We start from the raw sequence: 26745 nt of genomic DNA on the forward strand, positions 1-26745 counted from the left end.
CGGCGTGGCACGCACCGTCCTGTTCATCTATAACGATCCGAATGCCCCGGAAGCGGTTCTGGGTGACGTCTTCACCGAGCAGGGGTTCGACGTTGACACCGTCAACGTGGTGCCCCTCGAGCGAGCGGACGATCCGGCGTCGGTGACCCCGGTGTTCCCGGATCCGACGCGCTACGACGTAATCGTGCCGCTGGGGTCGCGCTGGTCGGTGTACGGCGAGCAGTTGCGCGCCGGTTGGGTCGGCACCGAGGAAGCGCTGGTGCGTGGCGCGATCGAGGCGGGTGTCGGGGTGCTGGGCGTGTGCTTCGGCGGCCAGCTGGTGGCCCAGGCGCTCGGCGGATCGGTGCGCAAGGCCACCACCCCCGAGCTGGGATGGTACGAGATCAGCACCGACACAACGGAACTGATCCCCGAGGGACCCTGGTTCGAATGGCATTCCGACCAGTTCACCCCACCCCCCGGGGCCACCGAACTGGCCAGCACACCACACGCGGTTCAGGCGTTCAGCTACCGCACCGCCCTGGGGTTGCAGTTCCACCCGGAGCTCAACCTGCCCCTGCTGGATCTCTGGCTGGCCGACGAGGTGGGCGACAGCAGCGACACCGCCCGGCTGAACATCGACGTCGACGCGCTGCGGGCCCGCACCGTTGCCGAACAGGACGCCGCCGCCGCCCGACTGCGCCGTCTGGTGGGCGGATTCCTGGATCGGGTGGCCCGCCCCGTCTATCAGTCGTGACCGAGCTGGTGCGCCAGCGCGTCGGTGACGTCGGGATGGCGGAAGTGGTGCCCGAGTCCGGCCAGCTTGGTCGGCAGCACCCGTTGATTGGCCAGCGCCAGCTCCCGCACCCCGTCTGATCCGAGCAGCAGCTTGGGCCCGACCGCCGGGACGGGCAGGAGGGCGGGCCGGTGCAGCACCCCCGCCAGCGCCGCGGTGTATTCGCTGTTGCGCACCGGCTCCGGACCCACCGCGTTCACCGGACCCGAGAGCGCGGTGTCGTAGAGGGCGCGGTGGTAGATGTCGGTGAGGTCGTCGATGCCGATCCAGCTGAGCCACTGCCGGCCGTCGCCGAGGCGCCCACCGAGGCCGGCGCTGAACAGCGGGCGCAGCAGTTGAAGCGTCCCACCCCGGGCCGCCTGCACGATTCCCGTGCGCACCAACACCACTCGCGCTCCGGCGTCGACTGCCGGCGCGGTGGCCGCCTCCCAGTCGGTGACCACCTCGGCCAGGAAACCCTCACCGCGGGAGCTGTCCTCATGCAGCAGCTCGTCGCCGCGGTCGTAGCCGTAGAAGCCGATCGCCGAGGCGCTGACGAACACCCGTGGCCCGCCCGGGCGGGCGGCGAGTTCGGCAAGTCGACGGGTGGGCTCGATGCGGCTGTCCCGGATGGCCGCCTTGTGGCTGTCGGTGAACCGTCCGGCAATCGACGCGCCGGCCAGGTGCACCACGGCGTCCACCCCGTCCAGCAGGTCGGCCGCGGGATCAGCCGGATTCCATTGCCGCTCATCGGTTCCCGAGGCAGATGTGCGGGTGAGCTTGACGACCCGGTGGCCTCCGGTGGTCAGGAACGCGGCCAGGGCGGTGCCCACCAGCCCGGAGGCGCCGGTGATGGCGACCGTCAGCGGCGTCATTCCGGCCTGCGCCGCAGTGCGGTGCGCCGCGAGGTCGTCGGCGGTCTGCCGGTGCCGATACCGAAATGTCGAGCGCAGCAGCCGGGCCGGCACCGGGGTGTCGACCGTATCGCTGAGCAGGGTGGTGCCGTCTCCGCGGTCGGTGAACTCGTGGGTGTGGCGCCAGCGCCGGGTGGCGAGCGTGGGCCACGACCGCGGCCCACCCGCGATGAGTTCGTCGGCGAAGCGGCGCGGCGGATCGTAGGCATCGGCGTCGTGCTGGGCGTACCACCGCAGCCCGCCCGGCAACCCCAGCACCGCGCGGCCGTCGCGCAGTGAGGTCGCCTCCTGCACGGCGGTCATGGGTTGCCAGGGTGGGATCAGCCGATGGATCGCGCCGGGGCGGGCATGCCAGCCGAACACGTCGTCGATCGGGTGGTCCAGGATGCTGCTGTGCTCGATACCCATAGTGAGCAGTACATACCCGCCGCGGCGAAATCTGACGCTCGTGGGGTTTGACAGGTGGGCGGACGGTGAACCCGGCGCGCATGGCCGGCCGTCGCCTGCGCCGCCGAGGCTTCGTGGATCGCCCCGACGCCGGTCACGCCCTGGCCGAGGCGCTGGGTGAGCGGCCGCCTGACACGGTGGTCCTGGGCCTGGCCCGCGGCGGCGTGCCGGTGGCCGCGGTGGTGGCGCGTGAACTCGGCGCGTCCCTGGATGTCATGGTGGTCCGCAAGCTGGGTGCCCCGGGGCACCCGGAACTGGCGCTGGGCGCCATCACCGCCGAGCGCCGCGTGCTCAACTCCCGGCTGATTGCCGATCTCGGTGTTTTGCCTGCGGACCTCGACGCAGTGGCCGAGCGCGAGCAACTCGAGCTGCGGCGCCGCGAACAGACCTATCGCCAGGGCCGGGCCGCGCTCGACCCGGCCGGACGCCCCGTCGTGCTGGTGGACGACGGAGTGGCCACCGGGGCAAGCATGCGGGTGGCGGCCCTGGCGCTGCGTGAGACCGGGGTGGCCAGGCTGGTGATCGCGGTGCCGACGGGCCCGGCGAACGTCGGCATGCTGTTCTCTGACATTGCCGACGAGGTGGTGTGTGTAGACACCCCGGTACCGTTCACCGCAGTCGGGTTGTCCTACCAGCACTTCGACCAGGTGGACGACGCGGGAGTGCGGGCCGCCCTGGGCGAGACCTAACTGGGCTTGGGCTCCTGCTGCTCGGGCTCGTGTTCGGGTTCAGGTTCTGGTTCTTGGGTGGCGGCGGCCAGTTCTTCGGTGGCCGGGCCGCCCTCGATCACCTGCGTGGCAGGTTCCTCGTCCGGATACTCGGCGTCGAAATTCTGGTAGGTGGCGTCGATGGCCTCACCGCGCTCGGCCTCCTCCGCCGCCTCGGCGGCTTCGGCTGCCCCGCTTTGCCGTTCGCGAACGGCGTCGACGATCAGAAGGATCACGCCGATGACACTGGCTCCGATACAGACCCACGCCACCACCGCATTACTGGTGACCACGGCGGTCACCAGCGCCGCCAGGCCGACGACGGCAAGGATCAGCGCAACGATGAGCATGGCGATCCAGCCGGTTAGTTGTTGCCCCGGTTGAACTGGTTGAAGCCACCGTCATTGCCGGCGCTGGAATCGACCGGCGCTGCGGAACCTCGCTGACCGAGCTCTTCGAGCTGAGATTCGAGGTAGGTCTTCAGGCGGGTGCGGTATTCGCGCTCGAAGGTGCGCAGCTGCTCGAGGCGGCCTTCCAGCACGGTGCGCTGCTGGTTGATGGTGCCCATGATCTCGGAGTGCTTGCGCTCGGCGTCGGCCTGCAGGGCGTCGGCCTTCTCCTGCGCCTGGCGCAGCTGGGTCTCGGACCGGGTCTGGGCGTCCGACAGCAGTGCGTCGGCCCGATTGCGGGCCTCCGTGGTGGTGGCTTCAGCGGTGCGCTTGGCCTCGCTGACCAGCGACTCTGCGTTGGCGCGGGCATCGGCGAGCAGCTTGTCCGCCTCGGCCTTCGCGGTACCGGTGAGCCGGTCGGCGGTGTCCTGGGCCAGGGCCAGCACGCGGGCGGCCTTGAGATGGGCCTCTTCACCCTGCGGCGCGGCGGCGACCGGGGCGGGCGCGGGCGGGGCCTCGTATGCGGGCTGCGGGGCAGGGGTGGGCTCCGGCTCCGGCTCGGGCTGGTACTGCGGGATGGCCTGGGTGGCCGACACGCCTCCCCCGGCGCGCGCTGCGGCCAGCTCCTGGTCGAGCTCGCTGACCCGCTGCTGCAGATCGGCGTTCTCTTCGATGAGCCGCGTCAGCTCGTTCTCCACCAGATCGAGGAAGGCATCGACCTCGTCCTCGTTGTAGCCGCGCTTGCCGATCGGCGGCTTACTGAACGCAACATTGTGCACGTCGGCTGGTGTAAGCGGCATGTTCTGCCCCCTCGGGTCTGGACGGTCGATCCGATCTCGGTGTTAGAACGATAGACCAAGCTGGTAGCCGTGCTGTAACTGGCGTCCATCCTGTCACACCCGACTCGCCGGTTGCGGATCAGCCGAATAATTAAGGCCGAATTTCAAATTTGGTCCGAATACGGTCACGTACAGGCAAAACGGCCGTGATCAGACCGCCGCACCGAAGGCCAGTTGCATGCCGATGAAGGCCAGCAACAGCAGCACCATGATCGACAGATCGAAGCGCACCGCGCCGATGGTCAGCTGCGGGATGATGCGGCGCAGCAACTTCACCGGCGGATCGGTGACCGTCATGATGATCTCCAGGATCACCACCGTGAAGCCGCGGGGATGCCAGTCCCTGCTGAACGAGCGAATGAACTCGACGACGACTCGAGCGATGAGCAGCAGCCAGAAGACGAACAGCGCGAAACCCAGGATTTCGAAGAAGAGCGCCAACGAGAGCCGACCTTACTGACGAGGGGTGTGATGTTGCCGACACCACCTCACGAGACGGTGGTGACGACGTGGAAGGACGCAGCCAGCCTACCGATCCCGCAGTGCGCGAGCGGCGTGGGATCTAGTTGTAGAACCCGGCCTCGGCCATCCGGCGACGCTCCTCGGGGGTGACCTCCACGTCGGCCGGCGACAGCAGGAAGACCTTGGTGGCCACCTTGTCGAACGAACCGCGCAGCGCAAAAGCCAGGCCGGCGGCGAAGTCGACCAGCCGCTTGGCATCGGCGTTGTCCATCGACACCAGATCCATGATCACCGGGTTGCCGTCGCGGAACCGCTCACCGATGGTGCGGGCCTCGCTGTAATCCTTGGGGCGCAGCGTGGTGATCTTGGACAGTGGGCTGCCGGCCTCGAAGATCTCGGCCATCCGGCGAGGGTCCATCGCCAGGGCGCCGCGGGTGCTGGCGCCGCGCAGGCCGCCGAGACGGGGAGCGGGGCGCTCGAACTCACGCGGACGGAAGCGCGGCTCGTCGCCGTAGGCACCGCGGTAGGACGGGGCGTACTCGGGCTCGCGGGCCTCGCGCAGATCGTCGTAGTCACGCTCGCGGGGATCGCCGTAGCGCTCGTAGCCCGCCTCTTCGGCGCCGAAACGCTCTGCGCGACGCGGATATCCGCGACCGGCGCCACGCTCGTCGTCCTCGTAGTACTCGTCGTCGTAGTCCTCCAGCGGAGCCATTCCGAAGTAGGCCTTGACCTTGTGCAGTGTGCTCATCGTGGGACCCTTCTCCGATGCTCTGACTGTGTGGTGCGTGATGAAGATGTGACTGGAGTGACTACTCACGGTGACGTTAGAGGACGACTTCCCAGAAGCGCGGTTCCGACACGCACACACGTCGAGCCATGTTTGATCGCCACCTCGAGGTCGCCGGACATGCCGGCCGACAACCCGAGGCGACGCTGATGGAAGGGCTGTACCCGGTCCCGCTCAGCAGCCAAACTCGCGAAAGCGGCATCGGGGTCGGCGGCCAGCGGCGGGATGGCCATGAAGCCCACGAATTCCAGTCCGGGCGTGGCGGTCACTGCGTCACGCAGCGCGTCGATCCGGTCCGGCGCAGCGATGTCCACTCCCCCGCGCGACTCGTCGCCGTCGAGGCTGAGTTGCAGATAGATCTGAACCGGCTCGGTCCGGGCGCCCTCGTCGAGGGCAGCCTGCGCGCCCCGGCCCAGCGCGGTGATCACCTTGAGCGAGCTGACCGAATGCACCACGTCCGCCCACGACGCGATGTGGCGTGCTTTGTTGCTCTGGATCTTGCCGATCATGTGCCAGCGCACCTCGGCCGGGATGCGGCCGGCCAGCTCGGCCACTTTGGCGGCCGCCTCCTGATCGCGGGACTCGCCGAAGGCGCGGCACCCCAGGTCGGCCAGCAGGGCGACGTCGGAGGCCGGGAAGAACTTGGTCACCGGCAGCAGCTCGATGTCAGCCGGGTCGCGCCCCGCGGCCTCGGCGGCGTCGGTGAGCCGTGTTCTCAATGTGGCCAGCGCACCGGCCAGGTCATCACGACGGCTCATTCCATCCACACCACCGAGGCGAGCCGGCCGGTGGGTGCGCCCCGCCGGTGGCTGAACAGTGTCCGGTCGGCGACCGTGCAGCGCGGATCCACCGCGACAGCCGTGATCCCCAGAGCACGCAGCTGCCGGTCGATCCCGGCCCGCAGATCCAGTCCGGGGGTGCGCCGCGCGGTGAGTGTGCGGCTGCCCGGCAGAGCCGCCTCGACCTCGGCGGCCATGGCTTCGGGTACCTCGTAGTTGGCCCCGCTGACGGCAGGCCCGAGCAGCGCCGAGATGTCCTCGGGGTGGGCCCCCGCCTCGATCATGGCCTCGACCGTACGGACCACCACCCCGTTCTGGGCGCCGACCCGGCCCGCGTGTGCCGCCGCCGCCACGCCGGCGCGCGCGTCACCCAGCAGCACCGGCACACAGTCGGCGGTCACCACCACCAACGCCAGCCCCGGCGTCGTCGTCACCAAGGCGTCGGTGGCGTCCACCGCGGACGTCCGGGGTTCGTCGACCCGTTGCACATGCGCACTGTGGATCTGGTTCATCCACACCAGGTGATCGGGCGCCAGCCCGATCCCTTTCGCCAGTCGGGCCCGGTTGACGGCGACGGCCTCGGGGTCGTCGCCGACATGATCACCGAGGTTGAACGAGTCGTACGGCGGTGCGGAGACGCCGCCGGCCCGCGTGGTGGAGACCCGGCGGATCACCATGTCAGTGACGCATGAAGGGCGGCACGTCAACGTCGTCGTCATCGTCGGGACCACCGACCCTGACGGTGGCGCCGTTGGTGTGCACCGGGACGCTCGCCGGGTCGGACGGTTCGAACAGCGACGAGGACACCTTGCCGGCCCGGCCCTGCGCGACCTGCTGCTGCGGGGTCCCGGGCGCACCCACCGCCGGTTTGCGGCTGGCCGCGCCGGTCTCGAAGCCCGCGGCGATGACCGTCACCCGCACCTCGTCGCCCAGCGAGTCGTCGATGACCGTACCGAAGATGATGTTGGCGTCGGGGTGCGCGGAATCCTGGACCAGCGAAGCGGCCTCGTTGATCTCGAAGAGGCCGAGGTCACTGCCGCCGGCGACCGACAGCAGCACGCCCTGGGCGCCCTCCATGCTGGCCTCGAGCAGGGGCGAGTTGATCGCGATCTCGGCGGCCTTGAGCGCACGCCCGTCGCCGCGGGCGGCTCCGATGCCCATCAGCGCGGTGCCCGCGCCGCTCATCACACCCTTGACGTCGGCGAAGTCGACGTTGATCAGACCGGGCGTGGTGATCAGGTCGGTGATGCCCTGCACGCCGTTGAGCAGCACCTCGTCGGCGCTGCGGAACGCATCCATCAGCGAGACCGCGGCGTCGCCCATCTGCAGCAGCCGGTCGTTCGGGATGACGATCAGCGTGTCGCAGCTCTCGCGCAGCGCGTTGATTCCGGACTCCGCCTGGTTGCTGCGGCGTTTGCCCTCGAAGGAGAACGGCCGGGTCACCACGCCGACGGTCAGCGCACCGAGCTTGCGCGCGATGGTGGCCACGACGGGCGCGCCGCCGGTACCGGTGCCGCCGCCCTCTCCGGCGGTGACGAAGACCATGTCGGCGCCGCGCAGCAGCTCCTCGATCTCGTCCTTGGCGTCCTCGGCGGCCTTGCGGCCCACCTCGGGGTCGGCGCCGGCGCCGAGGCCGCGGGTCGAATCGCGGCCGACATCGAGCTTGACGTCGGCATCGCTCATCAACAACGCCTGGGCGTCGGTGTTGATCGCGATGAACTCGACGCCTTTGAGGCCCTGCTCGATCATCCGGTTGACGGCATTGACGCCGCCGCCGCCGATGCCGACCACCTTGATGACGGCGAGGTAGTTGTGCGGGGGGGTCATGGGTCGCCTTCCTCCCTGAGTGGCTTGCGGACTGCAGATGGTCCTCAACAAGGGGTGTCCCTAAACCCTCAACCTCAACCATAGGCTTAGAGTTATGTCAAGTAGATCCGCGCAAACAGAACGGTAGGGCCGGGCCCCGCCGCCACCCCGCAGGCGCGCCGACGACACGCGGGTGAATTTCTGCACCCGTCAGATCAGCCGCCCGCGCGGTCGGCGTTCGCGTGAATTGCCGCGCGGCAGAAGGCCGCCAGGCCCGGTAGCCCGAAGGACTCGTCATAGGTCCCGACATACCGCGGGTCGCTGACGTACATGTCCCCCAGGCAGCGGTGAAAACTCGGCGGGCAGTCGTAGAACCAGCGTTCGACGTGGCGCCGGTGGCCCTCCGCGGCAGCCACGGCCGCCTCGGAGTCGGCGGGCAGACCCGCCCGGAACGCGTCGGCCAGGGCCCTCTCCACCTCCTGACCCTCGGCTTTGATCCGGATCCAGTCCTGCTTGTCGTAGGTCTGCGCGCGGCGCTGGGATTCCTGCCATTCCGGGGTCTGGCCCCACTTCTGTTGCGCCTCGGTCTGATAGTCGTCGAAACCGTCGCCGAACAGTTCGCGCATGTCGTCGTCGGACATGGGTGTCTTCGTCATCGCTGCCTCCAGTGCGTGATCGATGGCCTCCAGGAGATCGGACATCTCGTGGAGTCGGGCTGTGACGCGGTCGCGCTGCCGGACCAGGTGGCTGATCTGGTCACCGTCGTCGAGCAGGTCAGCGATCTCGGGGAGCGGAAGCTCGAGCCTGCGGTAGACGATGATCAGCGACAGCCGCGTCAGATCCGTCTGCGTGTAGAGCCGGTATCCCGATGCCGAGCGCCGACTCGGGGTCAGCAACCCGATGTCGTCGTAGTGGTGCAGCGTCCGGACCGTGATGCCGAAGCGCTGCGCCACCTCGCCGACGGTCAGTCCGTCCCTCTCATGCGTCACAGCCACCAGGCTGGCACCTCACGCCGCGTGAGGGTCAAGGCCTTGTCCGCTATTTGACGGTCGGCAGATCCGGGCTGGACACGTCGTAGGTCTGACCGGGCTGCGTCAGCAGCGCCGCCAGCTTGTCGGCCTTCTCCTGGGTGCGGTCCTCGGTGCCCCACACCACCACCCGGCCGTCGGTCAGGGTCAGCGTGATCGACGCGACCGACGGTGCGGCCACCCGGGCCACCTGTCCGGCGACCTCCGGGCGCAGCGCGGTCAGCACCGCCAGCGCCGCCCGAGTGGGCAGATCGTTGGGGCCGGGGTTGTCGACGTCCAGGTAGGGCAGCGTCAGCGGCGCCGGGCCGGTGGCGAAGTCCACGCCGTCGCGGTCATAGAGATGCGGACCGTCCGGAAAATCCTTCACCGCGATCGGGATTCGCTCCACGATCGAGATCCGCAGTGTCGACGGGTACTCCCGCTGCACCCGGACGCTGGCCACCCGCCGGATGGCGGCCAGCCGTTGCGCCACCACGTCGGTGTTGATCTGCAGCAGCGGGGTGCCCTCGGTGACCTGCGAGGTCGCGACGACCTCCTCGCGGGTGACCTCCCCGGTGCCCACCACCACGATGTCGCGCGCGGACATCAGCGGTGTGAAGTACAGGATCAGACCCAGCCCGGTGGCCAGTGCCGCCAGCCCGATCGTCCACAGCATCACCTTCAGCCCGGGTACCGCGCCGCGCCGCGGCGGGCGTAGCTCCACCGCAGGCGCACCCAGCACCTTGCGCTTGGCTTCGCGGCGGGCCTCCTCGATGGCCTTGGCCCTGGCCTCGGCCGCGCGCCGCTCGGCCCGCTCCCGCCGGGCCCGCCGGCGCGGCCCCTCGGGGTCGTCGGCCTCCGCCGGTTCGGGATCCGGTTCCGGCGCGTCGGGGTGCGGCGGCTCGGTCACCGGGCCGCCCGCGCCTGTAGTTCGGCGACGATCTCCGGGCCCAGCATGGTGACATCCCCGGCGCCCATGGTCACCACCACGTCACCGGGACCGGCCATCTCGGCCACCGCACGGGCCACCGCCGAGAGATCAGCGATGTAGGTCACCGGGACACTGACGTGCTCGGCCACCGTGGCACCACTGACCCCGGGCAGCGGCTGCTCGCGCGCGGCGTAGACATCGAGGACCACGGCGCGGTCGGCACCGTCCAGCGCGGCGCCGAACTCCTTGGCGAACGTTGCTGTGCGTGAATACAAATGGGGTTGGAAGACGGCGATGACGTGCCCGCCCCCGGCTTGTTCGGTGACCGTTTGCAACGCCGCAAGCACCGCCCGCAGCTCGGTGGGATGGTGGGCGTAGTCGTCGAAGACGCGCACACCGGCGGCGATGCCCACCAGCTCGAAACGCCGGCGCACCCCCTCGAAACCGGCCAGCCCATCGAGCACCGATTCCACCGGCGCGCCGACATCCCGGGCCGCCAGCACCGCGGCCAGCGCGTTGAGGGCCATGTGCCGGCCCGGTACCGCCAGCCGCATCGCCCGCGGCTGCAGCTCCCCGGCCAGCTCGATCTCGGCCACCGCACCGGTGTCGTGCTGATGCCAGCTGCGCAAGGTCCCCGACAGCGGCACCCCGTTGGGCTCGGCGCCGTAGGCCAGTACCCGTACTCCCTGCGCGGCGGCGCGCGAGGCCAGCGCCGCGGACCCGGGATCGTCGGTGCACACCACCAGCGCCCCGCCGGGGACGATGCGCTCGACGAACTGGTCGAACACCGCGCTGTAGGCCTCGACGGTGCCGAAGAAATCCAGGTGGTCGGCCTCGATGTTGGTGACCACCGCGACGTCCGGGGTGTACTCCAGCAGGGAGGCGTCGCTCTCGTCGGCCTCGGCGACGAAGCAGGTGCCGCTGCCGTGATGGGCGTTGGTGCCCGACTCCCCCAGCTCGCCCCCGACGGCGAACGACGGATCGAACCCACTGTGCTGCAACGCCACGGTGAGCATCGAGGTGGTGCTGGTCTTGCCGTGGGTGCCGGTGACCAGCACCGTGGTGTGCCCGGCCATCAACTTGGCCAGCACCACGGGGCGCATCACGACCGGGATGCCGCGCCGCTGCGCTTCCACGAGCTCCGGATTGGTCTTGGGGATCGCGGCGTGGGTGCTGATCACCATGGTGGGCCCGCCGGGCAGCAGGTCCAGCGCGGAGGCGTCGTGGCCGATCCGCACCTGGGCGCCGCGCGCACGCAGGGCCAGCACACCGCGGGATTCCTTGGCGTCGGACCCGGACACCAGGGCGCCGCGATCCAGCAGGATGCGGGCGATGCCGGACATGCCGGCACCGCCGATGCCGACCATGTGCACCCGGCGCAGTTCCTCGGGCAGCGGCACGCTCACCGGCGGGCCGCCCGCGCGACATCGAGAGCAACAGCAGCCACTTTCTCGGCGGCGTCGCGGTGCCCGGCCTGTGCGGCTGCCGCGGTCATGGCGGCCAGCCGGTCGTGGTCGGTGAGCAACCCGGCCACCACGTCGGCCACAAAATCCGGCGACAGCGTGGCGTCGTCGACCAGCAGTCCTCCGCCGGCCTGCACCACCGGCAGCGCGTTGAGCCGCTGCTCGCCGTTGCCGATGGGCAGTGGCACATAGACGGCGGGCAGTCCCACCGCGGACACCTCGGCCACCGTCATCGCGCCGGAGCGGCAGATGGCGAGGTCGGCCGCGGCGTAGGCGAGATCCATCCGGTCCAGGTACGGCACCGCGACGTACGGCGGGTCCTGCGGTGCCGGCGTACGCAGGTCCAGGGTGTTCTTGGCGCCGTAGGCATGCAGGACGGCCACCCCGCGGGCGGCCAGCGACCCCGCGGCCGCCGCGACCGCCCGGTTGAGTGAGGCCGCCCCCTGCGAACCGCCGAACACCAGTAGCACCGGGGTCTGGTCGGCGAAGCCGAAGTGAGCCCTGGCCTGGGCGCGCATCGCCGCGCGGTCCAGGGCGGTGATGGTGTGGCGCACCGGAACCCCGACCACCTCGGCGTGCCGCAGACCCGAGCCCGGCACCGCCGAGAGCACCCGGCGCGCCGAGCGGGCGCCCACTTTGTTGGCGATCCCGGCGCTGGCGTTGGCTTCGTGGATCACCACGGGGACGCGACGGCGCCGGACCCCGCCGCGGGCGGCCAGGTAGGCCGGCAGTGCGACGTAACCGCCGAAGCCGATCACCACGTCGGCGTCGACGTCGTCGAGGATGTAGCGGGTCTGGCGGACCGCCCGGCGCACCCGGACCGGCAGCTTGAACAGATCACCGGTGGGTCTGCGGGGCAACGGAACCGGCTGGATGAGCTCGAGCCGGTAGCCGCGCTGCGGCACCAGGCGGGTTTCCAGGCCGCGGGCAGTGCCCAGCGCCGTGATCCGCACGTCCGGGGACAGGGCGCTCAGGGCGTCGGCCACCGCCATTGCGGGCTCGACGTGGCCGGCCGTCCCTCCCCCGGCGAGCACCACCGAGATCGAATCGTTCACCCGAACTGCTGCTCTTCCAACTACCGGTGACCTTCCAGTGCGCGTGACCGGGCGCTGCGACCGCGCCGCTGGCCGCCTCCATGATGCCCTGTGCGGACCGGCTGACGGTCACCGGTAGGCCGTTTGCGCGGTTGCTTCTTGGCCGGCACCGGCTTGCGGGCCGCGACCTTGGCCTGCGGCCGGGCGGCGGGCCGACGGGTGCGCAACCGGTCGCGTAGTGCCTCCACCCGGGTGGGCACGTACGGCTCGGGCAGCGGCAGGCGCAGGATCCGGTTCATCCGGTCGTCCCGCCCGGCGCGCAGGGCGGCCACCGCATCCGGTTCGTGCCGGGCGGCGTTGGCCATGATGCCGATCATGAGAAGTGTTGTGGACGTGGACGTCCCACCGGCGGAGATCAGGGGCAACTGCAGCCCGGTGACCGGCAGCAGGCCGATGACGTAACCCACGTTGATGAACACCTGGGACAGGATCCACAGCGTGGCGGTGGCCGTCAGCAGCCGCAGGAACGGGTCGACAGACCGGTTGGCGATCCGGGTGCCGGTGTAGGCGAACAACGCGAACAGCAGCAGCAGCCCGAAGGCGCCGATGAAGCCGAGCTCCTCGCCGATGATGGCGAAGATGAAGTCGTTGTGGGCGTTGGGCAGGTAGTTCCACTTGGCGGCACCCTGGCCCAGGCCGTCACCGAACACGCCGCCGTTGGCCAGGGCGAAACGGGCCTGGCGGGCCTGGTAGCCCGATCCCTGGGCGTCGGCGCTGGGGTCCAGCCAGGACTGCACCCGCGCCGAGCGGTAGCCCTCGACCATGGCCAGCACGGCCGCGGCGCTCATCACCGACACCAGCGAGGTGATGAACACCTTCAGCGGCAGGCCGGCGTACCACAGCAGGCCCAGCAGGATGATGCCCATCGAGACGCTCTGCCCGAGGTCGGGCTGGGCCAGGATGAGCGCGAGCGCGATGACCGCGCCGGGCACCAGCGGCACCAGCATCTCCTTGAGCGACGCCCGCTCCAGCCGCCGCGTGGCCAGCAGATGCGCTCCCCAGATCGCGAAGGCGATCTTGGCCAGCTCGGAGGGCTGCATGGAGAAGCCGTAGAAGACGAACCAGCCGCGCGACCCGTTGGCGATCTGGCCGATGCCGGGGACGAGCACCAGCACCAGCAGCACGATGGTGAAGACGAACCCGGGAAAAGCCAAGCGCCGCATCATGTTCACCGGCATGCGCAGCGCCACGTAGAACGCCAGCAGACCGACACAGGTCCACATCACCTGCTTGCCGAACACCGCCCACGGCGAGCCGTCGGAGTCATAGGAGTACACCCCGGACGCCGAGAGCACCATGGTCAGGCCGAGGGTGATGAGCACCCCGGTGATGGCGACGATCAGGTGGAACGAGGTCATGGGCCGCGACAGCCAGCTGCCGAATTTCGTCGACGCCAGGCGCGCGGCCGCCGCAGCGCGGCGGGTCTGACTCGGGGGTCGCTGGGCTTTTTCGGGCGCCGGGGTGATCACCGGGGTGGGTTCGGTGGCGGCTTCGGGCGTCACCTCTGTCGCCCCGGTTGCCTCTGTCGGCTCGGTCGGCGTGGCAGCCTTGTCGTCCATGGCGGCTGCAGGCCTATCCGGCAACGGCGCGCACCGCGGCCGCAAAGGCGTCACCACGGTCGGCGTAGCCGCTGAACTGGTCGAAGGAGGCGCCCGCGGGCGCCAGGAGCACGGTGTCCCCCGGCGCGGCGAGATCGCGCGCGGCAGCGACCACCTCGGTCATCAGCCGGGCGCCGAGGGTGACGGCAGAGGTGTCCGACGGATCCGCGGCACTGATCACACGAGTCACAACTGACCCATCAGTCTCTGTGGCCTCTTGCACCACAGCATCCTCCCCCGTCACAACCGCAACAACGGGGACATCGGGCGCGTGTCGGAGAATCGCGTCGGCCACCACCCCGCGGTCGCGGCCCAGCACCACCACACCCGCCAGCCGGTTTGCGATGCGGGCCACGGTCTTCTCCACGGAGGCGCCCTTGAGCTGCCCACCTGCCACCCAGACCACCCGCGGATACGCCAGCACGGAGGCCTCGGCGGCGTGGGGATTGGTGGCCTTGGAATCGTCGACGAAGGTGACCCCCCCGATGACGGCCACGGTTTCGGCGCGGTGGCTGCCGACCCGGAATTGCGCCAGTGCCTCGGCGATGGCCGGAGCGGGCACGTCCACCGCACGCGCCAGCGCCGCGGCAGCCAGCGCGTTGAGCACGCCGACCGGGCCGGCCACCGGGATGCTGTCCACCGGCGCCAGCCGCACCCCGCCGGGATCGGTGAGCCACCCGTCGCGCACCCCGAAGACATCCGGGCCGGGCTCACCGAGGTGGAAGCCCTGCTTGACCGGTGCTGCGGCGTCGGAGAGCAGGCCGGCCGCCGCCGGGTCGTCGAGGCCGACGATCGCCACCCGGCCGTCGAGCGCGCGGGCCTTCGACTGCGCGTAATGCGGGAAGGAGCCGTGCCAGTCCAGGTGGTCCTCGGCGACGTTGAGCACCGCGCCCGCCTCCGGACGCAGCGACGACGACCAGAACAGCTGGAAGCTGGACAGCTCGACGGCCAGCAGCTCCGAGGGCCGGCGCAGCACGTCGAGCACCGGCTCGCCGATGTTGCCGCACAGCAGGCTGCGCCGGCCCGCGGCGGCCAGCATGGCCTGCAGCATCGAGGTGGTGGTGGTCTTGCCGTTGGTCCCGGTGACCACCAGCCAGGTGCGCGGCGGCCCGAAGTGCCCGGAGCGGTCCAGCCGCCAGGCCAGCTCCACATCGCCCCACACCGGCACCCCGGCCGCGGCCGCTGCGGCCAGCACCGGGGCGGTGGGCGGCAGGCCGGGGCTGGTGATCACCAGCTGGTAGTCGCTGACGTGCGAGACCGCGGAGTCGGCGTCCAGCACCCGCACCCCGTCGAAGGCGAACGGCTCGAGCGCCATCGGGCGGTCATCGGTGAGGTCGGCCAACGCGCCCAGCGGGGTCAGCGCGGCCAGCACCGCCTTGCCGGTGACACCGGCCCCGACCACCAGAACACGGGCGCCGGGAAGCAACGGCTCCACTAGGCGCCGATCGCCGCGAGCCACTCGCCGTAGAACAGCGCCACGCCCAGCCCGCAGGCGATCGCCGTCAGCAGCCAGAACCGGATGATCACCGTGGTCTCCGCCCATCCCACCAACTCGAAGTGGTGGTGGAACGGCGCCATCCGGAACACCCGGCGGCCGGTGGTCCGGAACGCCAGGATCTGCACCACCACCGAGACGATCTCGGCGACGAACAGCGCCCCGAGCACCACGGCCAGCACCTCGGTCCTGCTGGTCACCGAGATGCCGGCGATGATGCCGCCCAGGGCCAGCGAACCGGTGTCGCCCATGAAGATCTTGGCCGGGGCCGCATTCCACCACAGGAACCCGATGCACGCCCCGGCAGTCGCGGCGGCCACGATGGCCAGGTCCAGCGGGTCGCGCACGTTGTAACAGCCCAGGCCCGGTGAGGTGGCGCAGGCGTTGCGGTACTGCCAGAACGTGATCAGCACGTACGCCGCCGACACCATGCCCATCGAACCCGCCGCCAGCCCGTCCAGGCCGTCGGTGAAGTTCACCGCGTTGGACCAGGCGCTGACCAGCACCACCACGAACAGGATGAACACCAGCGGCGGCAGCGCGACGGTGGCGATCTCCCGGACATAGGACAACTCGGTGCTACCGGGTGCCAGCCCGTCGGCGTTGCGGAACCCCAGCACCAACACCCCGAACAGCACCGCCGCGCCGATCTGGCCGACCGTCTTGGCGGTCTTGTTCAGGCCCAGATTGCGGGACCGGCGCAGCTTGATCATGTCGTCCATGAACCCGACCAGCCCGAGCGCGGTGGCCAGCCCCAGCACCAGCAGACCCGACGCCGACGGCCCGTCACCGTCGAGCGCCACCCCGACCAGGTGCGTGCCCAGATAGCCCGCCCAGATGCCGGCCAGGATCGCCACCCCACCCATCGACGGGGTGCCGCGCTTGGTCTTGTGGCTCGGCGGGCCGTCCTCGCGGATCTCGTGGCCCAGGCCCTGCCTGCTGAACAGCCGGATCAGCCACGGCGTCAACAGGATCGACACCGCAAGCGAGATGCCGACGGTGATCAGGATCAGTCTCATTCGCCGGCATCCCCCGCCAGCTGATCGGCCAGTGCCGCCAGGCCCGCGGATTTCGAGGCCTTGACCAGGACGACGTCACCGGAGGAGAGCTCCGCGCGCAACAACTCCAGCGCGGCCTGGGGGTCGGCGACCTGCGTCGTCTCCGAACCCCAGGACCCCTCCATGACCGCCCCGTGGTACATGGCGCTCATAGGCCTCCCGGTTCCGACGACGATGAGTCGACTGACATCTAAGCGCACCACGAGACGGCCGATGCGGTCGTGCTCGGAAATCGCGTCGTCACCCAGCTCCCCCATCTCCCCCAGCACGGCGAAGCTCTTCCGCTTCTGGCCGCCCTCGCCCCGCGACATCCAGGCCAGCGCCTGCAGTCCGGCGCGCATCGAGTCCGGGTTGGCGTTGTAGGCGTCGTTGACGATCGTCACGCCGTCCGGGCGGGTGGACACCGCCATCCGGTGCTGGGACACCGGTCCGGCCCCGGCCAGGGCCGCGGCAAGCTGGGAGTCGGTGGCGCCGCACTCCAGGGCGACGGCCGCCGCACACAGGGCGTTGGACACCTGGTGGTCACCGTGCACGGCCAGGGTGACCGGGACGGCGGCGTCGCCGTGATGCAGGGTGAAGCTGGGCCGCGCTTCGGCGTCCAGGGTGACGCCGTCGGCCCATACGTCGGCGGGCGAGCCGCGGCTGACCCGGACCACCCGGGCCCTGGTCTTGGCGGCCATGGCGGCCACCGCAGTGTCGTCGGCGTTCAGGATCACCACACCGGAGCTCGGCACGGCCTGGGGCAGTTCGGATTTGGTGTCGGCAATGGCCTGCCGCGAGCCGAACTCCCCGAGATGCGCGGTGCCCACGTTGAGCACCACAGCAATCTGGGGCTCGGCAATGGCGGCCAGTGCGGCGATGTTGCCCGGATGGCGGGCCGACATCTCCAGGACCAGGTAGTCGGTGTTGCGGTCGGCGCGCAGCACCGTCCAGGGATGGCCCAGTTCGTTGTTGAACGACCCCGGCGGGGCGATCACGGTGCCCAGCGGCGCCAGCACCGCCGCCAGCAGGTCCTTGGTCGACGTCTTACCCGAGGACCCGGTGACCCCGATGATGGTCAGCCCGTCCTCGACCAACCGGCGCGACACATGGGCGGCCAGCCGGCCCAGCGCGGCCAGGACAGCGGCACCGGAGCCGTCGGTGTCGTGTTCGAGCACGCTGGCGCTGGTGTCCCCGGGGTTCGGGTCCACCACCACCGCGGGCACCCCCACCGGCCGGGCCGCCAGCACGCCGGCTGCACCGTCGGCCACCGCAGCGGCGGCGAAGTCGTGGCCGTCGGCGCGCGCGCCCGGCAGCGCCAGGAACAACCCGCCGGGTGTCACGGCGCGCGAATCGAACTCGACGGTTCCGGTGACGATCGTCGCGGCGGCCTCGTCAGCGCTGATGTCGGCCAACCGACCGCCGGTGATCTCGGCGATCTGGGCCAGGCTGAGTTCGATCATCGGGCGGCGCCCAGGGCTTCGAGCGCGGCGGCCAACTCGGCTCGGTCGTCGAAGGGCCGGGTCTGCCCGGCGGCCGTCTGCCCCGATTCGTGCCCCTTGCCTGCGATCAGCACCACATCTCCGGGTCGGGCCCAGGCCGCGGCGTGGGCGATCGCGGCGGCACGGTCGCCGATCTCGACGAGTTGTCCCGGCCCGGCCGCGGCACCGGCCACGATCTCGGCGCGGATGGCCGCGGGGTCTTCGTCGCGGGGGTTGTCGTCGGTGACCACCACCAGGTCGGCCAGCGCGGCGGCCACCTCGCCCATGGGGGCGCGTTTGCCGGCGTCGCGGTTGCCGCCGGCGCCGAACACCACGGCCAGCCTGCCGTCGGGATGCTGGGAGCGCAGCGTCTGCAGGACGGCCTGCAGCGCGCCCGGCTTGTGGGCGTAGTCCACCAACGCCAGGAACGGCTGCCCGCAGTCCACCGGCTCCAGCCGGCCGGGCACCATGGCGTCGCGCAGCCCGGGTGCGGCCTGTTCCGGCGCCACCCCCACGATGTCCAGAACAGCAAGGGCGACAAGGCAGTTGGCGATGTTGTACCCGCCGGGCAGACGCAGCCCGATGCGATGGTGCACACCGGCGGGATCACACACCGTGAACTCCTGACCGCCGTCGGCGTGGTGCACCACGTCGGCGACGGTCCAGTCGGCCTCACCGGTGGCGCTGACGGTCACTGCGGCCGCGGCGCGCGCGGCCATGGCGCGCCCGGCCTCGTCGTCGACGCAGACCACCGCGGTGCGGGCGTGCACCGGTGACGCGGGATCGAACAGCCGGGCTTTGGCCTCGAAGTAGTCGGCCATCGTCGGGTGGTAGTCGAGGTGATCGCGCGACAGGTTGGTGAACCCGCCGACGGCGAACGCCACCCCGTCCACCCGCCCCTGCGACAACGCGTGGCTGGACACCTCCATCACCGCGGTGTCCACCCCGCGCTGCGCCATCACGGCCAGCAGGGCCTGCAGCGCCGGCGCCTCCGGGGTGGTCAGGGAGCTCGGCACGTCCTGGCCGGCGATCCGGATGCCCACGGTGCCGATCAGGCCGGCGGTGCGGCCCGCGGCGCGCAATCCTGCCTCGATCAGGTAGGTGGTGGTGGTCTTGCCGGAGGTTCCGGTTATCCCGATCACCGCCATGGATTCCGACGGGCGGCCGTACACCTCGGCGGCCAGCGTCCCCAGCACGTCGCGGGGCCGGGGGTGCACCAGCACCGGGACGGAGACGGCGCCCGCGGCGGCCAGTCCGGCCTCGTCGGTGAGCACGGCCACCGCACCGCGGCCTATGGCGTCGGGCAGGTAGCGCGCCCCGTGCGCCCGGCTGCCCGCGAGCGCGGCGAACAGGTCACCGGGCTGGGCGTCCTGCGCGCGCAGGGTCACACCCCGCACCAGCACGTCGGGGACTCTCGCGTCGAGACCGATGGCGGCCGCCAGGTCGGCCAGTGGGACGCCTGTGGTGTCTGCGGGTCGCAGCGCGCTGGACACAGCTTTCACCTCCGATCACGGCTGTTCGTCTGGAGAGAACAGGCTGTGCCACCCTAATGTCAGGTCTGGCGCAGGACCAGCGGCGGGCCCGGGTCCGGGGACAGCGGCACGTTCTCCCGCTGCAGCAGCCACGACGCGATGTTGTGGAACAGCGGAGCCGCCGACGATCCCGGCGATCCGTCGGCAGCGCGGTGCGGGGCGTCCATCATGATGCCCACCACGTAGCGCGGATTGTCGACGGTGACCATGCCGGCGAAGGTGATCCAGTAGACATCGCTGTAGTAACAGCCGCAGTCCGGGTTGATCTGCTGAGCGGTGCCCGTTTTGCCCGCCAGCTGGTAGCCCTCGACCGCGGCCTGCGGGCCGGTGCCCTGCTGGACCCCCATCGGGTCCCGCTGCACCACGGCGCGGAACATGTTGCGCACGGTCTGCGCGGTCTGGGGCGACACCACCCGCACGCCCTCGGGACGCGGCTCCTCGGTGGTGGTGCCGTCAGCGGCGATCGTGGACTTGATGATCCGCGGCGGGATCCGCAGCCCGTCGTTGGCGATGGTCTGGTACATGCCGGTCATCTGCAGCAGGCTCATCGAAAGTCCCTGGCCGATGGGCAGGTTCGAGAAGGAGCTGCCCGACCACTGGTCGATCGGGGGCACCAGGCCTGCCGTCTCACCGGGCAGCCCGACCCCGGTGCGCTGCCCGAGCCCGAACTTCGTGAGCATGTCGGCGAACTTCTCCGGGCCGATCCGCTGGGCCAGCATCAGGGTGCCGACGTTCGAGGACTTCCCGAACACCCCGGTGGTGGTGTAGGGCTCGACTCCGTGGCTCCAGGCGTCGCCGACGGTGACACCGCCCATGTTGATCGAACCCGGAACCTGCAGCACCTCATCGGGATTGGTCAGACCCATCTCGATCGCGGTGGCCGCGGTGATGATCTTGTTGACCGAGCCGGGTTCGAACGGCGAGGACACCGCGGGGTTGCCCAGCTGCCGGTTCTCCTGGCGGCCGAGGTCCTGAGAGGGGTCGAAGGTGTTGTCGTTGGCCATCGCCAGCACCTCGGAGGTCTTGGCGTCCAGCACCACCGCCGAGACGTTCTTGGCCCCGGAGGCGTCCTTGGCCATCTGGACCTGTTGCTGGACGTAGAACTGGATGTCGTCGTCGATGGTCAGCTGCACGGTCGACCCGTCGACGGCTTCGTGCCGGTTGCGGTAGCTGCCCGGGATCACCACGCCGTCGGAACCGCGGTCATAGGTCACCGATCCGTCGGTGCCGGCCAGCACCGAGTCCATGGCGTCCTCGAGGCCCAGCAGTCCGTGGCCGTCCCAGTCGATACCGCCCACCATGTTGGCCGCCAGCGATCCGCCCGGGTACTGGCGCAGGTCCTGGCGCTCCGAGCCGACCTCGGGGAACTTGGTCATGATGGCGGTGGCCACCGCCGGGTCGACCGCGCGGGCCAGGTAGACGAAGGTCTCGTTGCTGCGCAGCTTGCGCAGCACTGTCGCCATGTCCGGGCGCCCGCCCAATTGAGCAGACACCTCCTTGGCGATCTCACGCAGGCGGGTCTGGGGATCCGGAGCCTCGGGCGACTTGGCGCGGGCCTCCTCCAGCTGCTCGCGGATGCGCACCGGCTGGAACGTCAGGGCACGGGCCTCGATGGTGAAGGCGAGTTTGTCGAAGTTGCGATCGACGATGGCGCCGCGCAGGGCCTGCTGGACGTCGGTGACCTTGAGCTGCCCGGCAGCCTCGGCGCGCAGTCCGGCGGCCTGGGGAACCTGCAGGTTGAACAGCTGGGCTGCGGCCACCGCGATCAGCACCCCGATGGCGATGTTGCCGGTGCGCCGCCGGAAGGCGAACGACGCGGTGCGACCGCCGCCGAGCCCGTCGCCGGCGTCGGCAACCGGGCGGATGCGACGTCGGCGCGCCGAATGCCCCTGGGGCGCAGGCGACTTGGGCGCCTTCTTCGGGGTACGACGACCGGCCGGCTGCTGGGCACGCCTCACGCCGGCGCTCCCGGCGCGGGCGCGGGAACCAGCGCGGGGTCAGCCGCCGGCGGGGCGGGAGGCGGGGGCAGTTGCGCCGGATCGGTGGCCAGCGGGGCCGCCGGCGGCAGCAGGGCGGGATCCGCCGCCGGACCCGGCGCAGGCCCGGTGACAGGGCCGGGCAGCGGACCGGTGACGGCGCCCAACGCACCCGCAGGCGGTTCGGCGGCCGGCCCGGCGGGGGCGTGCTGGGCGGCGTCGGGCGCGGGCACTGCTACGGGCACCTCCGGCCCGGCCGGAGCGGGCGCCCCCGGTGCCGTCAGCGGCGTGATCCGCACGGAACGTTCGGGATTGGCCGGATCCCCCGGCGCGGTCAACGCACGCGGGAGCGGCGCCGGGGTGTTCTCGGGCAGCGGCGAGTTCAGCGGCGGCGGAGGTGTTCCCTCGGCAGGCTTGGGAGTGCCCACCACCATCCAGTTGCCCGCCGGATCCTGCACCAGATGGGCGGTGTCGCGAGACGGGATCATGCCCAGACCGCGGGCCGCCTCGGCCAGCGCCGGGGCCGCCTGCGCCTCCAGGACGTCGCGCTCGAGGGCCTCTTTCTGTTGCAGCAGCGCCTGATTGGTCTGGTGGGCCGCGCCCAGTCGATAGGAACGCTCGGCCGCGTCGGTGGACAGCCAGAGGGTGACGCCGAGACCCACCCCGAGGGCACCGATGACCAGCACCACGAACGGCACCCGGGCAGCCAGCGCGCGGGGCCGCAGATCGATGGTCTCCAGCCGGGTGATCAGCCGCTGCTTGAGCGGGACCCGGACCGCTTTGGGCGCTTTGGCCTTGCGCGCCTTAGCGCGAGCCTTGGCCTGGCCGGTGTTCTTGGCGGGTGCCGGTGTGCGCACCGGCGTGGTGGCCGGGCCGTGTGCCGGCGGGGTGCCCAGCCCGCGCGGCTCGCGCTTGGGTGCGCGACTGCGGGCTGCGGGGCGGCCGGCCTTGTCGGCCTTGGCTTTACGTCCTCGCGGAGGGTCGGCCGGGCGCTTGCGCGCGACCGACCCGGGTGCGGCTTTGACCTTGGCCCGACGCCGATCGGGGCTGCGAAGGACGCCGTCGTCGGAGAAATCCGGCTTCTTCGACGTGGCGTTGCGCTTCGTTTTCATGACCCGCCCCTGTCTGTCGGTCGTTGTACGGCACGTAGGCGCACCGCGGCGCTGCGTGGATTGCGATCGATCTCGCGCTGGTCGGCGCGCTCGGCACCCCGGGTCAGCGAGACGAATTCCGGTTCGTGACCGGGTAGTTCGACCGGCAGGCCCGGCGGTGTGCGGCTGGCGGTCGCGGCGGCGAACACGCTCTTGACGATGCGGTCCTCCAGCGACTGATACGCCATCACCACCACCCGGCCGCCGGGGCGCAGCGCGGCCAGCGCGGCAGGCAGCGCGGCGCGCAGGGAGTCGAGTTCGGCATTGACGGCCACCCGCAGCGCCTGGAAGGTGCGCTTGGCCGGGTGCCCGCCGGTACGCCGCGCCGGCGCCGGGATGGCCGCGTAGAGCAACTCCACCAGGTCGCCGGTGGTGGCGAAGGGTGTGCGCTCGCGCCGGCGGATCACCTCTTTGGCGATCTTGCTGGCGAACTTCTCCTCGCCGTACTCCCGCAGGATGGCTGCCAGCGGTCCGTGGTCGTAGGTGTTGAGGATGTCGGCGGCGGTCAGCGGCAGGTCCGGATCCATCCGCATGTCCAGCGGCGCGTCGGCGGAGTAGGAGAATCCACGCTCGGTGCGGTCGAGCTGCATCGACGAGACCCCGAGGTCGAACAGCACCCCGTCCACCGAGTTCTCGGCGGGATGGCCGGCTTCCTCGAGCGCGTCGGCGATGCCGTCGTAGCGGGTGCGGATCAGGGTGACCCGGTTGCCGAAGGGCGCCAGCCGCGCGCCGGCGATCTGGAGGGCGCTGGGGTCGCGGTCCAGGCCGAGGGCGTGCAGTCCGGGCAGATCGCTCAGCAGCCGCTCGGTGTGCCCACCCGCCCCCAGTGTCGCGTCGATGAACAGCGCACCTGTTCCGTCGGCGGCGCGCGCCGTCAGTGCGGGGGCGAGAAGTTCGGTGCACCGGTCCAGCAGAACCGGGATGTGGCCGTATTCGGCTCCCCTGGGTTGCGGATCGTCGGCCACCGCGACACCACTTCCTGTTGTTGCGCTGATCGTCTTCCGGCGGAGCGGGCCCACGGCCCCTGCCCCGAGGTCCCTGCCCGAGAGCGAGAACCTGGCGTCGGGGAAGTACGCCAGGGTCGGCTCGGACAGAGGCCACGTGGCACGGACACGTGCCGGCTCGAATTCCGGAAGGGCCTCCTGATCAGATGATGTCGCTGAGTGCTTCATCGCTGGCCGCGGAGAAGTTCTCTTCGTGAAGCTGCTGGTAGTCCTGCCAGGCCTGGGCGTCCCAGATCTCGAGGTAATCGACGGAGCCGATCACCACGCACTCCTTCGACAGTCCGGCGTAGCGCCGGTGGTCGGCGGACAGGGTGATGCGGCCCTGTGCGTCGGGGTGCTGCTCGTCGGTGCCTGCGGCCAGGTTGCGCAGGAAGGCGCGGGCATCGGGATTGCTGCGCGACGCCTGCGCAGCCCGCCGGGCCACCTGCTCGAACTCCGCACGCGGATAAACGGCGAGGCTGTGGTCCTGACTCTTGGTGACCATCAACCCTCCTGCCAGTGCGTCGCGGAACTTGGCGGGCAGTGTGAGCCGCCCTTTGTCGTCGAGCTTGGGCGTGTAGGTACCGAGAAACACTCGTCACCTCCACGTCTGGGCCCGGTCGGAAAGCTCGGCCTCCTCTGCTGCTCTCTCCGACCTTCGCCACGATACCCCACAATCCCCCACTTTTCTCCAACCGTTGCCACTTTGTGCGCGTCGCGCCCCACTCAGCACAGGAAATGGCCGCGCAACGGGTCGTCCGCTGCGGCCTGACCGGCGGACAGTGGCCCGTCAGCGCGCCAGAACACCAGCTCAGAGCCGTAGTAGGTAGTGGTGGGGTGCAGGTGGGGCGTCGTGGGGGTCTCGGGGGGCCCGCGCCCTACGAACCAGCCCTGAAGCGACGTCTGTGCGGTTTACTCCGCGACACGCCGGTGTGGGCATCGCTGAGCACACATGTGTGCCGGGAAAGAGGCGCCGGACAATGCCGGGCGCACAAAAAACCGGCGCACGTGTCACGTGCGCCGGTCGGAAGAGTCTGCTGAGGGGCTGGCGATCAGCTCACTGGTCGAAGCGCCGCCGGAAACGGTCTTCCATGCGGCTGGTGAAGGATCCGCCGCCACCGCCCTTGGACTTCTTGGGCCGGGCCGAACCACCACCGTCCACCGGACCGGCAGCGTCCTTCGCGATCCCCCGCGGGCCGGTGATGGCATACACCACGCCACCGAACATGACGATGAAGCCGATGACGGACAGGATCGGGAAACCGCCGATCATGGTCGCCTTGAACGCGACGCCGCACACCAGCATCGCCAGCCCGATCACGAAAAGCGCCACGCCCTGGAGGCGACGGCGTGCCGACGGGGCGCGCAGATTCCCACCGCGGACACTGGAAGCGAACTTCGGGTCCTCGGCGTAGAGAGCGCTCTCGATCTGGTCGAGCATGCGCTGCTCATGATCGGAGAGTGGCATTCGTCCCTCCTTGCCGGCACGGCGGGTCTGGACCGGGAGGCTCGTGGGGGGGCCTCGAGAAGGTCGGGTGGTGCGGTGTGTACAACTAGGTGCCCGAATCGGTCGGGCCTCTAACACGATGATACGAGGTGAATCTGAGCCGTACCACCTTGTTCGCACCTCGATTGTATGACGTGCGACAACAGTGAGATGCACTCCCCTCACCGAAGATAATGGGTCGGTCGGGGAAACCCGGCGGGGTACCCCGCCGGACGACGACCGCGCGACCGCAATCGGAGGATTTCCAGCCTTGGCGACATACCTCATCGATCTGTCGCCCGACGCCATGCGACAGCGGCTCGGCGACGCGCTCAGTGTCTACGTCGACGCGATGCGCTACCCGCGCGGCACCGAGGACCAGCGGGCCTCGATGTGGCTGGAACACACTCGTCGGCGGGGCTGGAAAGCGGTGGCCGCCGTGGAGGTGGACGTGGCGGAGGTGGACGCCGACCCGGCCCGGAGAGGCGAGCCTGACCAGGACTTTTCCGGCGCCCCGCTGCTGGGTGTCGCATATGGGTACTGCGGCGCTCCCGACCAGTGGTGGCAGCAGCAGGTGGTGGCCGGGCTGCGGCGCGCGGGGCGCAGCGCCACCGAGATCAGCGCCCTGATGAACAGCTATTTCGAGCTCACCGAGCTGCACATCAACCCGCCCGCTCAGGGCCGCGGCCTGGGCGAGGCCCTGACCCGGCGGCTGCTGGCCGGTCGCGCCGAGGCCAACGTGCTGCTGTCGACCCCGGAGATCAACGGCGAGGCCAACCGGGCCTGGCGGCTGTACCGCCGGCTCGGCTTCACCGATGTGATCCGCGGCTATCATTTCGCCGGCGATCCCCGGGCCTTCGCCATTCTGGGCCGGCCCCTCCCGCTCTGACGCCCGGACCGGTGCCGTCTGGCACTATGACCTGCGTGCGCAACCCGAGACGAACCCGTCGCATCCGCATGCTGACACTGGCGGTACTGCTCCTGGTGGTCGCGCCGCTGGCCGTCGGCTGCGTGAAGGTGCACACCACGCTCACCGTCTCCCCCGACGACCTCGTGTCGGGCCGGATCATCGCGGCGGCCCAGCCCACCGACGATCAGGACGAGGGCCCCCAGCTGCGCTCCGACGTGCCGTTCGCGCAGAAGGTCGCCATCTCGGAGTACAGCGACAACGACGGCTTCGTGGGATCGGAGGCGGTGTTCTCCAACCTCGGGTTCTCCGAGGTGCCCCAGCTGGCCTACCTGAACTCCGAGGCTGCCGGGGTGGACCTGTCCTTCCGCCGCGCCGGCAACCTGGTGATCCTCGAGGGCCGGGTGGACCTCACCTCACTGACCGACCAGAACGCCGACGTGGAGCTAACGGTGTCGTTTCCCGGCGAGATCACCTCCACCAACGGCAACCGGATCGACACCGACATCGTGGAGTGGAAGCTCAAGCCCGGCATCGTCAACACGATGAGCGCCCAGGCCCGCTACACCGATCCCAGCACCCGCTCCTTCGTCGGCGGCGCACTGGTGCTCGGCGTGTCGTCGCTGGTGGTCGCCGGCCTGGTCGGGCTGCTGGCCTGGCTGGCCAGGGACCGCTCCGCCAAGGTGGGCGCCACCCCACCGAACCGGCAGGACAGCTGAC

General features: G+C 70.6%; 26 protein-coding genes. 4 read left to right on the forward strand and 22 right to left on the reverse strand.

Annotated elements, in window-relative coordinates:
* Positions 1-4: 4 nt before the first annotated feature.
* Entirely contained in the window at positions 5-736 is a 732-nt protein-coding gene (locus tag G6N58_RS27170) for a type 1 glutamine amidotransferase (RefSeq protein ID WP_115280746.1), read from the forward strand.
* On the opposite strand, the gene G6N58_RS27175 is transcribed toward G6N58_RS27170, so the two are convergent.
* Positions 727-2076, reverse strand: a complete 1350-nt coding sequence (locus G6N58_RS27175; RefSeq protein WP_115280745.1) for a TIGR01777 family oxidoreductase — start codon at positions 2074-2076, stop codon at positions 727-729. The two genes, G6N58_RS27170 and G6N58_RS27175, sit on opposite strands and share 10 nt — an antisense overlap.
* A gap of 65 nt (positions 2077-2141) precedes the next feature.
* Between G6N58_RS27175 and G6N58_RS27180 the strand changes: the two genes are divergently transcribed.
* A complete protein-coding gene (locus tag G6N58_RS27180; protein ID WP_232068024.1) occupies positions 2142-2804 on the forward strand; it encodes a phosphoribosyltransferase in 663 nt (220 codons plus the stop codon).
* Here G6N58_RS27180 and G6N58_RS27185 read toward each other — a convergent pair.
* The 21 genes from G6N58_RS27185 to G6N58_RS27285 form a co-directional block, all read right to left on the reverse strand.
* A complete protein-coding gene (locus G6N58_RS27185) occupies positions 2801-3172 on the reverse strand; it encodes a hypothetical protein (protein ID WP_115280744.1) in 372 nt (123 codons plus the stop codon). The genes G6N58_RS27180 and G6N58_RS27185 overlap by 4 nt on opposite strands.
* 14 nt (positions 3173-3186) lie before the next feature.
* Positions 3187-4011, reverse strand: coding sequence for a DivIVA-like cell division protein Wag31 (gene wag31, locus G6N58_RS27190; protein WP_115280743.1), 825 nt, complete (start codon positions 4009-4011; stop codon positions 3187-3189).
* Positions 4012-4200: 189 nt separating this feature from the next.
* Positions 4201-4491 carry a YggT family protein gene (locus tag G6N58_RS27195; protein ID WP_068917527.1) on the reverse strand — a complete coding sequence of 97 codons (291 nt, stop codon included), beginning with the start codon at positions 4489-4491 and terminating at the stop codon, positions 4201-4203.
* A 121-nt stretch (positions 4492-4612) separates the two neighbouring features.
* Complete coding sequence (locus G6N58_RS27200; protein WP_115280742.1) at positions 4613-5260, reverse strand: cell division protein SepF; 648 nt, start codon at positions 5258-5260, stop codon at positions 4613-4615.
* Between the two features lie 65 nt (positions 5261-5325).
* On the reverse strand, positions 5326-6057 hold the full coding sequence (locus G6N58_RS27205; protein ID WP_115280741.1) for a YggS family pyridoxal phosphate-dependent enzyme: 732 nt from the start codon (positions 6055-6057) through the stop codon (positions 5326-5328).
* A complete protein-coding gene (gene pgeF, locus G6N58_RS27210; RefSeq protein WP_179968226.1) occupies positions 6054-6755 on the reverse strand; it encodes a peptidoglycan editing factor PgeF in 702 nt (233 codons plus the stop codon). The genes G6N58_RS27205 and pgeF overlap by 4 nt, the downstream gene beginning before the upstream one ends.
* A 1-nt stretch (position 6756) precedes the next feature.
* Positions 6757-7905, reverse strand: coding sequence for a cell division protein FtsZ (ftsZ, locus tag G6N58_RS27215; RefSeq protein ID WP_115280739.1), 1149 nt, complete (start codon positions 7903-7905; stop codon positions 6757-6759).
* A 194-nt stretch (positions 7906-8099) separates the two neighbouring features.
* Positions 8100-8879 (reverse strand): MerR family transcriptional regulator, encoded by a 780-nt coding sequence (locus tag G6N58_RS27220; RefSeq protein ID WP_435406182.1) that lies wholly within the window; start codon positions 8877-8879, stop codon positions 8100-8102.
* Positions 8880-8922: 43 nt separating this feature from the next.
* A complete protein-coding gene (locus G6N58_RS27225; protein WP_115280737.1) occupies positions 8923-9801 on the reverse strand; it encodes a cell division protein FtsQ/DivIB in 879 nt (292 codons plus the stop codon).
* Positions 9798-11189, reverse strand: coding sequence for a UDP-N-acetylmuramate--L-alanine ligase (gene murC / locus G6N58_RS27230; RefSeq protein WP_115282020.1), 1392 nt, complete (start codon positions 11187-11189; stop codon positions 9798-9800). The genes G6N58_RS27225 and murC overlap by 4 nt, the downstream gene beginning before the upstream one ends.
* 35 nt (positions 11190-11224) lie before the next feature.
* Positions 11225-12340, reverse strand: a complete 1116-nt coding sequence (murG, locus tag G6N58_RS27235; RefSeq protein WP_115280736.1) for an undecaprenyldiphospho-muramoylpentapeptide beta-N-acetylglucosaminyltransferase — start codon at positions 12338-12340, stop codon at positions 11225-11227.
* Between the two features lie 20 nt (positions 12341-12360).
* Complete coding sequence (ftsW, locus tag G6N58_RS27240; protein WP_115280735.1) at positions 12361-13938, reverse strand: putative lipid II flippase FtsW; 1578 nt, start codon at positions 13936-13938, stop codon at positions 12361-12363.
* A gap of 13 nt (positions 13939-13951) precedes the next feature.
* Positions 13952-15403: a UDP-N-acetylmuramoyl-L-alanine--D-glutamate ligase gene (gene murD / locus G6N58_RS27245; protein ID WP_232068162.1), complete on the reverse strand. Its 1452-nt coding sequence runs from the start codon at positions 15401-15403 to the stop codon at positions 13952-13954.
* A gap of 8 nt (positions 15404-15411) precedes the next feature.
* Entirely contained in the window at positions 15412-16491 is a 1080-nt protein-coding gene (gene mraY, locus G6N58_RS27250) for a phospho-N-acetylmuramoyl-pentapeptide-transferase (protein WP_115280734.1), read from the reverse strand.
* Positions 16488-17972, reverse strand: coding sequence for a UDP-N-acetylmuramoyl-tripeptide--D-alanyl-D-alanine ligase (locus G6N58_RS27255; protein WP_115280733.1), 1485 nt, complete (start codon positions 17970-17972; stop codon positions 16488-16490). Before G6N58_RS27255 ends, mraY begins: the two co-directional genes overlap by 4 nt.
* Positions 17969-19483, reverse strand: coding sequence for a UDP-N-acetylmuramoyl-L-alanyl-D-glutamate--2,6-diaminopimelate ligase (locus G6N58_RS27260; RefSeq protein ID WP_232068025.1), 1515 nt, complete (start codon positions 19481-19483; stop codon positions 17969-17971). The genes G6N58_RS27255 and G6N58_RS27260 overlap by 4 nt, the downstream gene beginning before the upstream one ends.
* 59 nt (positions 19484-19542) lie before the next feature.
* The gene (locus G6N58_RS27265) at positions 19543-21480 is read right to left on the reverse strand and encodes a peptidoglycan D,D-transpeptidase FtsI family protein (protein ID WP_115280731.1); all 1938 of its coding nucleotides are present in this window, start codon (positions 21478-21480) and stop codon (positions 19543-19545) included.
* Complete coding sequence (gene ftsL, locus G6N58_RS27270) at positions 21477-22610, reverse strand: cell division protein FtsL (protein ID WP_232068026.1); 1134 nt, start codon at positions 22608-22610, stop codon at positions 21477-21479. Before ftsL ends, G6N58_RS27265 begins: the two co-directional genes overlap by 4 nt.
* Positions 22607-23821: a 16S rRNA (cytosine(1402)-N(4))-methyltransferase RsmH gene (rsmH, locus tag G6N58_RS27275; protein WP_163908467.1), complete on the reverse strand. Its 1215-nt coding sequence runs from the start codon at positions 23819-23821 to the stop codon at positions 22607-22609. Before rsmH ends, ftsL begins: the two co-directional genes overlap by 4 nt.
* Positions 23796-24227, reverse strand: coding sequence for a division/cell wall cluster transcriptional repressor MraZ (gene mraZ / locus G6N58_RS27280; protein WP_068917540.1), 432 nt, complete (start codon positions 24225-24227; stop codon positions 23796-23798). Before mraZ ends, rsmH begins: the two co-directional genes overlap by 26 nt.
* A 462-nt stretch (positions 24228-24689) precedes the next feature.
* Positions 24690-25100, reverse strand: coding sequence for an SCO2097 family morphological protein (locus G6N58_RS27285; RefSeq protein ID WP_115280730.1), 411 nt, complete (start codon positions 25098-25100; stop codon positions 24690-24692).
* A gap of 289 nt (positions 25101-25389) precedes the next feature.
* Between G6N58_RS27285 and G6N58_RS27290 the strand changes: the two genes are divergently transcribed.
* Together G6N58_RS27290 and G6N58_RS27295 are read left to right on the forward strand one after the other, a co-directional pair.
* Positions 25390-26007, forward strand: coding sequence for a GNAT family N-acetyltransferase (locus G6N58_RS27290; RefSeq protein WP_163908470.1), 618 nt, complete (start codon positions 25390-25392; stop codon positions 26005-26007).
* Positions 26008-26033: 26 nt separating this feature from the next.
* Positions 26034-26744 (forward strand): DUF3153 domain-containing protein, encoded by a 711-nt coding sequence (locus G6N58_RS27295; protein ID WP_115280729.1) that lies wholly within the window; start codon positions 26034-26036, stop codon positions 26742-26744.
* Position 26745: the final 1 nt, after the last annotated feature.

This window comes from Mycolicibacterium tokaiense, from assembly GCF_010725885.1.
Lineage (GTDB): Bacteria > Actinomycetota > Actinomycetes > Mycobacteriales > Mycobacteriaceae > Mycobacterium > Mycobacterium tokaiense.

What these genes read in the sequence shown, in the direction of transcription:
- G6N58_RS27175 (WP_115280745.1), bottom strand. Translation starts at nt 2,076, where the DNA reads ATGGGTATCGAGCACAGCAGCATCCTGGACCACCCGATCGACGACGTG.
- G6N58_RS27185 (WP_115280744.1), bottom strand. Translation starts at nt 3,172, where the DNA reads ATGCTCATCGTTGCGCTGATCCTTGCCGTCGTCGGCCTGGCGGCGCTG.
- wag31 (WP_115280743.1), bottom strand. Translation starts at nt 4,011, where the DNA reads ATGCCGCTTACACCAGCCGACGTGCACAATGTTGCGTTCAGTAAGCCG.
- G6N58_RS27200 (WP_115280742.1), bottom strand. Translation starts at nt 5,260, where the DNA reads ATGAGCACACTGCACAAGGTCAAGGCCTACTTCGGAATGGCTCCGCTG.
- G6N58_RS27205 (WP_115280741.1), bottom strand. Translation starts at nt 6,057, where the DNA reads ATGAGCCGTCGTGATGACCTGGCCGGTGCGCTGGCCACATTGAGAACA.
- pgeF (WP_179968226.1), bottom strand. Translation starts at nt 6,755, where the DNA reads ATGGTGATCCGCCGGGTCTCCACCACGCGGGCCGGCGGCGTCTCCGCA.
- ftsZ (WP_115280739.1), bottom strand. Translation starts at nt 7,905, where the DNA reads ATGACCCCCCCGCACAACTACCTCGCCGTCATCAAGGTGGTCGGCATC.
- murC (WP_115282020.1), bottom strand. Translation starts at nt 11,189, where the DNA reads ATGGTCGGCATCGGCGGTGCCGGCATGTCCGGCATCGCCCGCATCCTG.
- ftsW (WP_115280735.1), bottom strand. Translation starts at nt 13,938, where the DNA reads ATGGACGACAAGGCTGCCACGCCGACCGAGCCGACAGAGGCAACCGGG.
- mraY (WP_115280734.1), bottom strand. Translation starts at nt 16,491, where the DNA reads ATGAGACTGATCCTGATCACCGTCGGCATCTCGCTTGCGGTGTCGATC.
- G6N58_RS27255 (WP_115280733.1), bottom strand. Translation starts at nt 17,972, where the DNA reads ATGATCGAACTCAGCCTGGCCCAGATCGCCGAGATCACCGGCGGTCGG.
- ftsL (WP_232068026.1), bottom strand. Translation starts at nt 22,610, where the DNA reads ATGAAAACGAAGCGCAACGCCACGTCGAAGAAGCCGGATTTCTCCGAC.
- rsmH (WP_163908467.1), bottom strand. Translation starts at nt 23,821, where the DNA reads ATGAAGCACTCAGCGACATCATCTGATCAGGAGGCCCTTCCGGAATTC.
- G6N58_RS27285 (WP_115280730.1), bottom strand. Translation starts at nt 25,100, where the DNA reads ATGCCACTCTCCGATCATGAGCAGCGCATGCTCGACCAGATCGAGAGC.
- G6N58_RS27295 (WP_115280729.1), top strand. Translation starts at nt 26,034, where the DNA reads ATGACCTGCGTGCGCAACCCGAGACGAACCCGTCGCATCCGCATGCTG.